Consider the following 9,145-nt stretch of genomic DNA (forward strand, 5'->3'; position numbering starts at 1 on the left):
TCAGAAAGGAGTGTGCATGATGGAACAAGCCAATCGAATATTGACTGTATTAGAAGAAGCAGGTTATGAAGCCTATATCATTGGCGGAGCAGTGCGTGATATTTTGATGCATCAAAAGCCTCATGACTTTGATATTGTGACGTCTGCACGCCCTGATACGGTAATTGAAGTCCTACGCGGTCAAGATATTCAAACGACAGACTTAGTAGGAAAATCTTTTGGTGTAGTAGTAGCTACACTAGAAGGAAAGCAATATGAAATTGCAACGTATCGCACTGAACGATATGGAGCGGATAGTCATCGACCAGAAGAAATCGCTTATGCCGATACCTTGGAGGAAGACGTGTTGCGTCGCGACTTTACGGTCAATGGCATGGCGATGAATCGTTTTGGTGAGGTCATAGACCTAGTAGGGGGACGTCGAGATATCAAGCATAAGACATTGCGAACCATTGGCAATGCACAGCAACGCTTCGAAGAAGACGCATTGCGATTATTTAGAGCATGCCGCTTTGTGGCAAAGCTAGATTTCTTACCTACCGAAGACTTATTAGAAGCTATGCCAAAGGCATTTTATCGTGTGCCTGGGTTATCTCTTGAGAGAGTCCGTAGTGAACTGGACCGACTCATGTTAGAGCCCGCTGTGGCTAAGGGCCTTGATGTATTAGTACAATCTCGCTTGGCCGAGTGCTCTTGTCGCGTTGTAGAAAATGGCGTGGCTCGTGAAGTGCCTATTTTACCAGAGCTATACCATCTTGTGAATTTACCACAAGAAAAAGACTTTCACGAATTTGATGGTTGGTATCATACATTAGCCGTTGTATCTCATACAGAACCAGATTTAACATTACGTTGGGGTGCACTGTTACACGATGTAGCAAAGGGGATGCCTACGGTGCGTGCTGTGGTGAATGGTCGCCTCACAGATCGTGGTCATGATACATTAGGGGCTGAAATGACAGAAACATTACTTACTCGTTTAGGTTACCCTAAGAGTTTTGTGCGCCGTGTAGCTTGGATTGTAAAAAATCATATGCGCTTTCACTATTTTGTACAAAATGGGGAAGCTAATGAGAAGAAGTGGATCCGTAAAGAGGCTCGCAGCGGTGAGTTTCGAGATAGTCAAATTATGCGAATTGCATGGGAACAATTATCTAAGGTTTGTGCTGCCGATGTATTAGGCTGTGGGAAGCCTTATGCATCGACGGATGGCACCTTAGCCTTTGGTGAATGTATGGCAGATCTTAGCCTAGAGATGCCTATCCATACAAAGGATTTAAATTATGACGAACGAGTTATTAAGCTTGCAGGGAAAAAAGTGGGGGAAGGATTGCAGTATTTATTAGGTCAGGTTCAAAATGGGGTGATTCCCAATGAACCAGATGCATTATATGATGCATTAGACCATAAGTTACGCCGTCCAGTGGAGAAATGATGAAGTTATTAAATAAAGCGTTATTACGTATGAGTGATTGGAGTCGCACTACGTGGTGCCTTGCCATACTCATGACCGTTGCCTTCGTCCTTATCGGGCGTTTAGCACAGTTACAGGTCTTTGATACCTTTGACCTAGAGAAGAAAAACTTATTACAAGTTCAAGTAGATAGAAAATTACAATCGCCGCGCGGTACAATCTATGACCGTAATGGCAAGCCTTTGGCGATGAGTGTAGTTACAAAATCTTTATATGCGGATCCGAAGATGATTAAACAGTCTCCTCAAGAGATTGCGGATCTCATTTCACCGTATGTAACGATGTCAAAAGAGAATATTGTGAAAGCTTTGCAAGAGGATACCGCCTTTGTCTGGTTGAATCGTATGATGGATGCAGATAAATCAAAAGCGGTACAACAAGTTATTAAGGATAATAATATTGCAGGCCTCAATTTTGTTGAAGAATCTAAGCGCTATTATCCAAATGGTGTCTTAGCGGCACAAGTATTAGGCTTTGTCGGCACTGATGATAAAGGTCTTGATGGTCTAGAAATGGTTCTTGATGACGAATTAAAGGGGGGCGTACAACAAGAAATTGTAGCTACTGATAATAAAGGGAATGCCATCTTTGGTTCCGTACTATCTAAATTTTTACCAGATAAGGGTAAAAGTGTAACCTTAACCATCGATGCAACAATTCAATTTATTGCAGAACGCGCTCTTGATAAGGCAATGGTTGATACAGGAGCTAAGCATGCCAGCGTTATCGTTATGGATCCAAAGAACGGTGAAATATTAGCGATGGCCAATCGTCCAAGTTATGATCCTAATAACTACAACCAAAGTGGTGAAGAGGCTTTCAAAAATATTGCGGTTACCAATTTATATGAACCAGGTTCTACATTCAAACCTATCATTGCATCTGCAGCTCTTGCAGCAGGCAAATGGAAGTTAGACACTGTGTATAACGATAAAGGGGCCTTCGCTGCCAATGGACATATTATTAGAAACTGGAATGGTGAGGGATATGGTCCTGTTCGTTTGCTAGATATTTTGAAGTACTCTATTAATACTGGTATGGCTGAAATTGGTACATTAACAGGGGCAGATATTCTCTCGAAATATGTACGTGATTATGGCTTTGGTTCTGAAACAGGTATTGAATTGCCTGGTGAAGGAGCAGGTATTTTGTATAATCCAGAGGATATGAGTAAGCTAGACGTTGCTACTATGTCCATCGGTCAAGGTATTGCGGTTACACCATTACAAATGGTTCGCGCCTTTGGTGCCCTTTCTAATGGTGGGGCTATGATGAAACCACATATCATCAAGTCTTATAGTAACTCTCAAGGCGATGTAACAAGTACGACTGAAACATCTGTTGTGGGACAACCAGTTCCGGAGGAAACCGCTAAAACCATTGTAGATATTCTAGAAAAAGAAGTATCTGAAGGTGGCGGTACAAAAGCGATGGTAGAAGGTTATCACTTCGGCGGTAAAACTGGTACGGCGCAAAAACTAGATACCAAACATGGCGGTTATCTCGATGGACAATACATTGCGTCCTTTATTGGTTTTGGCCCTGTAGAGGATCCAAAATTTGTAGTTCTTGTCGTTATTGATGACCCACAAAAGGGTTCTTTTTATGGTAGTCAAATTGCAGCCCCTGTATTTAAGGACATCGTATCTCAGCTTGTACGGTATTACCAAATGAGTCCGTATGTTAAAGAAAGTACACCAGTAGCTGTTAAAGCTGCTAATACACTACCTGAACCAAAACCGGGAAGTGATGGTTCTGTTACATTGCCTAACTTTACTGGTTTTACCTATGGTGAAGTGCGTGATTGGTTACATAAGGCGGGACTTGCCTTTAAACCGGATGGAACTGGTACGGCTACATCTCAAGATGAAAGTAGCGGTACAACTGTTCAGGCTGGTACAGCAATTACTGTTCATTTCCGTAGATAAAACGAATTCGGTCATAATTAGAAATTATAGACAGTTCGTTATATAATAGAATAAGAGACTTAGGTGCCTCTCTGGAGGCACCTTATTTTATAGATAGTTTGAATGAATGGAGATACACATGATCGAATTACGCGGTAAAGCAGTAGCAGATGCTCACAAGGCGATTTTACAAGAAAAAGTTGCAGCAGTAGGCGACTCTGTAATTACTATGGCAGTATTACTCGTTGGTGAAGACCATGGGGCTCATATGTATGCTACATTTATGGAAAAGACAGCTAAGAACTTTGGCTATGGCTTTGTATTAAAGGAATTACCTGAAACGGCTACACAGGATGAAGTAGTTACAGCATTGCAAGAATTAAATAATGATGCGGCTGTTCATGGAATTTTACCGTTAATGCCGATGCCTAAACACATTGATACAGAGGCTCTTATTGATATGCTAGATCCTAAAAAAGATATCGATGGTTTAACTACGTACAATATTGGCCTTGTAACTGCAGGTAAAGGTGGTTTTGCCCCTTGTACAGCTAAGGCGTGCATGGCAATTTTGAATCACTACGATATTCCTGTAGAGGGGAAACATGTGGTAGTAATCGGTCGTAGCCAAGTTATTGGCAAACCAGTAGCTCTTATGACCCTTGGTGCACATGGTACTGTTACAATGTGCCATTCTAGAACTCCTGATTTGGCAGAGCAAGTAAAACGAGGCGATATCGTTATTGCTGCAGCGGGTCGTGCTCATATGATTACAGCAGATATGATTAAGCCAGGTGCTGTTGTTATCGATGTAGGCATTAATGAACTAGAAGGTAAGACGGTAGGCGATGTTGATTATGAAGCGGTAAAAGATATTGCGTCTGCAATTACTCCAGTACCTGGTGGTGTAGGCTCTGTAACGACTACTATGATGCTTGAAGCTGTATATGAGGCATACCATGCATGAGATGTCTATAGCAGAAGGCATACTTGATGTAGCCCTCGATACGTTACGCCAACACGATGCATCTGTGATTCATTCTGTTCAACTCGATTTGGGTCTTATGAGTGGCGTGGAACCAGATTCGCTTCTTTTCTGTTGGGAAGCCGTTACAAAGGGGACTGCAGCAGAAGGTTCTCGTATAGAAATTAACACGATTCCTATTGAAGGAAAGTGCTTGGATTGTGATAAAACATTTCCTGTAGAAAATTATAAGTTTATCTGTCCGTATTGTGACAGTCATTTCGTACAAACCATTGGTGGCCGCGAACTACAAGTGACCTCCATGGATATCGATTGATAGAAAGGTTAGGACATGCAAGTTCAAGTTAAAACTAATGTATTGGCAAAAAATGATGCCATTGCAGAGTCTTTACAACAGTTGTTTAAGGAAAAAAAAATTTTTGTATTTAATCTATTAGGTTCTCCAGGGGCTGGTAAAACATCTCTGTTAGAGGCAACTTTACATGATTTGAAAAAAGATTACCGCCTTGCTGTTATTGAAGGTGATTTATTTACTGCTAAGGATGCGGAACGGATTCATGAATTAGGAGTTCCTGTTATTCAAATCAATACAGTGGGAGGTTGCCATCTTGATGCACAAATGATTCAAGATGCACTAGGTGATTTAAATCTTGATGAACTGGATATGATCATTATCGAGAATGTAGGTAACCTTGTATGCCCTGCAGAATTTGAGATTGGTGAAAGTATGAAGGTAACTGTATTATCTGTTACTGAAGGTGAGGATAAGCCTCTTAAATACCCATTAATCTTTAAAGAGTCAAAGGCTATCCTCATTAATAAGATAGATTTATTGCCCTATGTACCTTTCAAAAAAGATAAGGCCATACAAGATATACGTAATTTGAATCCAACAGGAGAGATTTTTGAAGTAAGTTGCACGGCCCATAATGGACTAGAGCCATGGTTGACATGGTTGCGTGCACAATTGGAGAGTAATCGATGAATCATTCTATTAAGAGCCGTATCGTAGCGGCACTTCTAGTAGGCTTATCTGCTACATCGGTAGGGTATGCAGCAGAGCCGGCTATTTCGACTGTGAAACAAACTGCGGTGGAATCTACAGAGAGTGCAAATGATGTTGCACATATGGATAATAAGACAACTGTAGAAGCAGCGGGAACTGATGCGGCTGAGTCTGTTGCATATATAGATAATGCACCGATTAAAGCTGTTAAAATCGATACAAAGATAAAAAAGGAAAGCACTAAAACAGGATGGCTAGCTGAACAAATGGCGGTTACCGAGTTTGGTGATTCCATACAGTTTTGGCAAGCAGCTAGCGAAAATGAAGGTCCGTTGCCTAGTGTAACGCAAAATAACTTGGCTGATATTGGTAAGTCTTATACGGCTAATAATTTGCCAGCTTTAGGGTCTGAAGATGATTATGCTATTGATGGGTATCGCCTAGGAGATCAGTTTGTAGCGCCTAAAGATGTAGAAAAAACAGTGGTTCGTGATAACTTTACGACGTACTATATGAAAGACTTGGAGGTGACCGTTTATACGGGACCTGCTCAAGAGCGTTTAGTAAATAATCAATTACGCGGTCAAGGTGCTACTTATTTCTTTGAACCGAATACTATTACTAATATTCATAGTACGAAAAAAGGCGTCCACACTGTACGCGATATTGGTGTTGGTAGTACGCGCATGGAATTGGTATTTGCCTATGGTAGCCCTATTGCGATGTGGCGTGATTTGAAAAATGAAAGTTATATCTTCCTTTATGAAGGTCATTCCGAAAATTCATTGTCTCAAAAAAAGGAATTTAATGGTTCGGTAGAGAATACAAATAATAATAGCCAACAACAATCTATGCTAGGTCAACAGAAAGAATATATTGCTTTCACCATCAAACAAAGCAATGTAGAATCTGTTGATATGATTAGTGGTCAAGTATGGCCAAGATTTGGATTGCCTAAAGCGCCAGTATACGATTTCGAAGCGGGTAAGTTGACTGCTGATGATTTTGTATTGCGTGGCTATAAATTGAATGATCATTTTGTTAATGATCCAAATAATGACTGGAAACATCAAGGTATGTTGTTTGGTTCCACCTTTATTGGATATAACGAATATGGTGTAAGTGTTGATAAAAAAAATCTTATCAATCGTGTATTGTTGAACATTTACACACCTACCCGTCGTGGCATTGCGATGGGCGATACTAAGTATCTATTGCTCTTTGTGTATGGTATGCCAACTCGTATCGTTGAATCTACAACAAATGCGGGCACGTCTACCGTATATGAATATAAAAATCCAGCGGCAAGCGATTCATATTTACAGTTTGCCCTAGATGATAAAAAACAATATATCAAATCCGTTATGTTATCTGACCGTCCAGTTAAGTAGGATTGGTCACAGCGAGGAGGCAAGGGATATGGTTACTGTTCAAGATGTAAGAGAACGTTGGGAAAAAATTCAAGGTGATGATGAACGCATATTGTTTATCGTTGGTGGTCCTGGTTCTGGTAAAAGTTTGCTAATTCGTGAATTGTCTGAGCAAAAAGGTTGGAAGTACTTAGAAGCGAAACAACTTATTGAAGAAGAATTTTTGTTAGTACCTCGTGATGAAAGACCACAATTGGCAGAAGAAGTAATTCGCCGTGCATTAAGTCGTAGTGATACAGAAGTGGTGCTCATCGATGGTATTAATGTGTTGTTTGCACCGATTTTAAATTTAAATCCTCTTGAACTATTAAAGACTATTAGTAAAACATATCCGATTGTTGTAGGTTGGCGTGGTCATCTCGAAGGTGATCAATTATACTTAGAACACAATAATGATCCAAAACATGCGGTTGTAACAGTTACAAAACCTGAACGTGTTATGGTTATTGATTAATTAAAGCTATATTGATTACTGAGGGCATTATATATTGCCATGCGTTATGACCACATATATAGGTAGGTGATATCATGGAACAATATATAATTGCCCTCATTTTGGGTATTATAGAAGGTATAACCGAATGCATTCCTGTATCTAGTACAGGTCATATGATTATTATTGGGCATATGCTTAATTTTGAAGGCGCCCATGCCGATGTATTTGAAGTGTTTATTCAAATTGGCGCCATTCTTGCTATATATACACATTATAGACGGACCTTTAATAGCTTTTTAAAACGGTAGAATTGGATTAAAACTCGTGGCGTATCTCTATTACATATTGGGGCAGGTGTGCTACCTGTATTAACAGCGGGCTATCTTTTACAATATATTATTAAAGGGTATCTATTTGGGCCAATTCCTGTCATAGTAGGTCTGGTGCGACCATTGCTGGGGGCATGTTGATTGGATGCACTCGTAGAGCTGCTGCTGATTTTTCTTTTATCATGGCTGTACCTGTTATGATCATTGTTTGTGTATATGATTTGTTACGGGTAATTCATTTACTAAATCTAAATGATATTATTATGTTTGCCATTGGCACATTAGTATCGTATATAGTAGGGTATATTACTGTAAAAGTATTTTTATGGTATTTAAATCGCTCTTCATTATCCTCCTTTGGATATTATAGAATTATTGTTGCTATACTAGCGATTATCTACCTTTATCTATGATTGCCGATGAGGAAAAAATGAAGTTTAAAAAGTTTAGAAAAAATACTTGCATAGGGTATCGTTTCATGTTATTATGATTAAGCACTAAGGGATACCGCAGTGAACAAGAAAAACTTCAAAAAAGTTTTTAAAAAGTTCTTGACACTTAGTGAGGCAGATGATAAAATACATCTTGTCGTAATGATGCTGGCGTAGCTCAATTGGTAGAGCAGCTGACTTGTAATCAGCAGGTTGTGGGTTCAATTCCTATCGCCAGCTCCATTTTATTTTTGGAGGGATTCCCGAGCGGCCAAAGGGAGCAGACTGTAAATCTGCCGTCTTCGACTTCGAAGGTTCGAATCCTTCTCCCTCCACCATTTATAGCGGGGTGGAGCAGTTGGTAGCTCGTCGGGCTCATAACCCGAAGGTCGCAGGTTCAAGTCCTGTCCCCGCAACCACAAAAATTCACAGTGAAATGATCGTTCATTGTGCTGGTGTAGCTCAGTCGGCAGAGCGTATCCTTGGTAAGGATAAGGTCACCGGTTCAATCCCGGTCACTAGCTCCATACATGGCGGCATAGCTCAGTTGGCTAGAGCAATCGGTTCATACCCGGTGTGTCCGCGGTTCAAATCCGTGTGCCGCCACCATTAAACCTCACATTGGTGAGGATTTTTTATTTTCCCCATAAAATAATAATTGAAGCTGATAAGTGTAGAAATTACATTTATCAGCTTTTTTGTTTACTATCGTAATTGTATTTCTAGAAGCTTTTGTATATATGGTATAATAATGTGTAGGGGAATCTTATATTCCATTGATAAATTAGGGTTAATATATTATATTAATACTAGAATGTAATTTGTTTTTTGTGAAGGAGGATACATTCCTAATGGCAAAAGAAAAATTTGAACGTACGAAACCGCATGTTAATATCGGTACAATCGGTCACGTTGACCATGGTAAAACTACTTTGACAGCTGCAATCACTAAAGTATTGGCTGAAAAAGGCCAAGCTGAATTCCAAGATTACAGCAACATCGATAAAGCTCCAGAAGAACGTGAACGTGGTATCACAATCAACACTGCACACGTTGAGTATGAAACTGCTAACCGTCACTATGCACACGTTGACTGCCCAGGCCATGCTGACTATGTTAAAAACATGATCACTGGTGCGGCTCAAAT

At 40.1% G+C, this 9,145-nt stretch carries 8 protein-coding genes, 5 tRNA genes and 1 pseudogene; all 14 read left to right on the forward strand.

Features of this window, described 5'->3' with window-relative positions:
* The first annotated feature begins 16 nt into the window (after positions 1–16).
* A complete protein-coding gene (locus LKD20_RS05410) occupies positions 17–1,435 on the forward strand; it encodes a CCA tRNA nucleotidyltransferase (protein WP_005385449.1) in 1,419 nt (472 codons plus the stop codon).
* On the forward strand, positions 1,435–3,402 hold the full coding sequence (locus LKD20_RS05415; protein ID WP_227721109.1) for a penicillin-binding transpeptidase domain-containing protein: 1,968 nt from the start codon (positions 1,435–1,437) through the stop codon (positions 3,400–3,402). The genes LKD20_RS05410 and LKD20_RS05415 overlap by 1 nt, the downstream gene beginning before the upstream one ends.
* A 118-nt stretch (positions 3,403–3,520) precedes the next feature.
* On the forward strand, positions 3,521–4,348 hold the full coding sequence (locus tag LKD20_RS05420; protein ID WP_009350992.1) for a bifunctional 5,10-methylenetetrahydrofolate dehydrogenase/5,10-methenyltetrahydrofolate cyclohydrolase: 828 nt from the start codon (positions 3,521–3,523) through the stop codon (positions 4,346–4,348).
* Positions 4,341–4,682 (forward strand): hydrogenase maturation nickel metallochaperone HypA, encoded by a 342-nt coding sequence (gene hypA, locus LKD20_RS05425; RefSeq protein WP_005385455.1) that lies wholly within the window; start codon positions 4,341–4,343, stop codon positions 4,680–4,682. The genes LKD20_RS05420 and hypA overlap by 8 nt, the downstream gene beginning before the upstream one ends.
* Before the next feature lie 15 nt (positions 4,683–4,697).
* On the forward strand, positions 4,698–5,351 hold the full coding sequence (gene hypB, locus LKD20_RS05430; RefSeq protein WP_227721110.1) for a hydrogenase nickel incorporation protein HypB: 654 nt from the start codon (positions 4,698–4,700) through the stop codon (positions 5,349–5,351).
* Positions 5,348–6,763 (forward strand): hypothetical protein, encoded by a 1,416-nt coding sequence (locus LKD20_RS05435; protein WP_227721111.1) that lies wholly within the window; start codon positions 5,348–5,350, stop codon positions 6,761–6,763. The genes hypB and LKD20_RS05435 overlap by 4 nt, the downstream gene beginning before the upstream one ends.
* Before the next feature lie 28 nt (positions 6,764–6,791).
* Positions 6,792–7,256 (forward strand): BREX-3 system P-loop-containing protein BrxF, encoded by a 465-nt coding sequence (gene brxF, locus LKD20_RS05440; protein WP_005385460.1) that lies wholly within the window; start codon positions 6,792–6,794, stop codon positions 7,254–7,256.
* A gap of 74 nt (positions 7,257–7,330) precedes the next feature.
* Positions 7,331–7,980: pseudogene (locus LKD20_RS09645) on the forward strand (undecaprenyl-diphosphate phosphatase).
* 185 nt (positions 7,981–8,165) lie between these two features.
* Positions 8,166–8,241: transfer RNA gene (locus LKD20_RS05455), tRNA-Thr, on the forward strand.
* A gap of 10 nt (positions 8,242–8,251) precedes the next feature.
* A tRNA-Tyr gene (locus LKD20_RS05460) sits at positions 8,252–8,336 on the forward strand.
* A gap of 5 nt (positions 8,337–8,341) precedes the next feature.
* Positions 8,342–8,417 (forward strand) — tRNA-Met (locus LKD20_RS05465).
* A 32-nt stretch (positions 8,418–8,449) separates the two neighbouring features.
* Positions 8,450–8,525 (forward strand) — tRNA-Thr (locus LKD20_RS05470).
* A 5-nt stretch (positions 8,526–8,530) separates the two neighbouring features.
* Positions 8,531–8,607: transfer RNA gene (locus tag LKD20_RS05475), tRNA-Met, on the forward strand.
* Positions 8,608–8,849: 242 nt separating this feature from the next.
* Positions 8,850–9,145: GTP-binding protein (locus tag LKD20_RS05480; RefSeq protein ID WP_205095615.1), on the forward strand; the 296-nt coding region annotated here is incomplete at its 3' end.

It is taken from the genome of Veillonella fallax (assembly GCF_020687175.1).
In the GTDB taxonomy this organism is placed as follows: Bacteria; Bacillota; Negativicutes; order Veillonellales; family Veillonellaceae; genus Veillonella; species Veillonella fallax.

Excerpts from the sequence above, each read along its gene's own strand:
- LKD20_RS05420 (WP_009350992.1), top strand. The coding sequence starts at position 3,521 with ATGATCGAATTACGCGGTAAAGCAGTAGCAGATGCTCACAAGGCGATT.
- hypA (WP_005385455.1), top strand. The coding sequence starts at position 4,341 with ATGCATGAGATGTCTATAGCAGAAGGCATACTTGATGTAGCCCTCGAT.
- brxF (WP_005385460.1), top strand. The coding sequence starts at position 6,792 with ATGGTTACTGTTCAAGATGTAAGAGAACGTTGGGAAAAAATTCAAGGT.
- LKD20_RS05415 (WP_227721109.1), top strand. The coding sequence starts at position 1,435 with ATGAAGTTATTAAATAAAGCGTTATTACGTATGAGTGATTGGAGTCGC.
- hypB (WP_227721110.1), top strand. The coding sequence starts at position 4,698 with ATGCAAGTTCAAGTTAAAACTAATGTATTGGCAAAAAATGATGCCATT.
- LKD20_RS05435 (WP_227721111.1), top strand. The coding sequence starts at position 5,348 with ATGAATCATTCTATTAAGAGCCGTATCGTAGCGGCACTTCTAGTAGGC.
- LKD20_RS05410 (WP_005385449.1), top strand. The coding sequence starts at position 17 with ATGATGGAACAAGCCAATCGAATATTGACTGTATTAGAAGAAGCAGGT.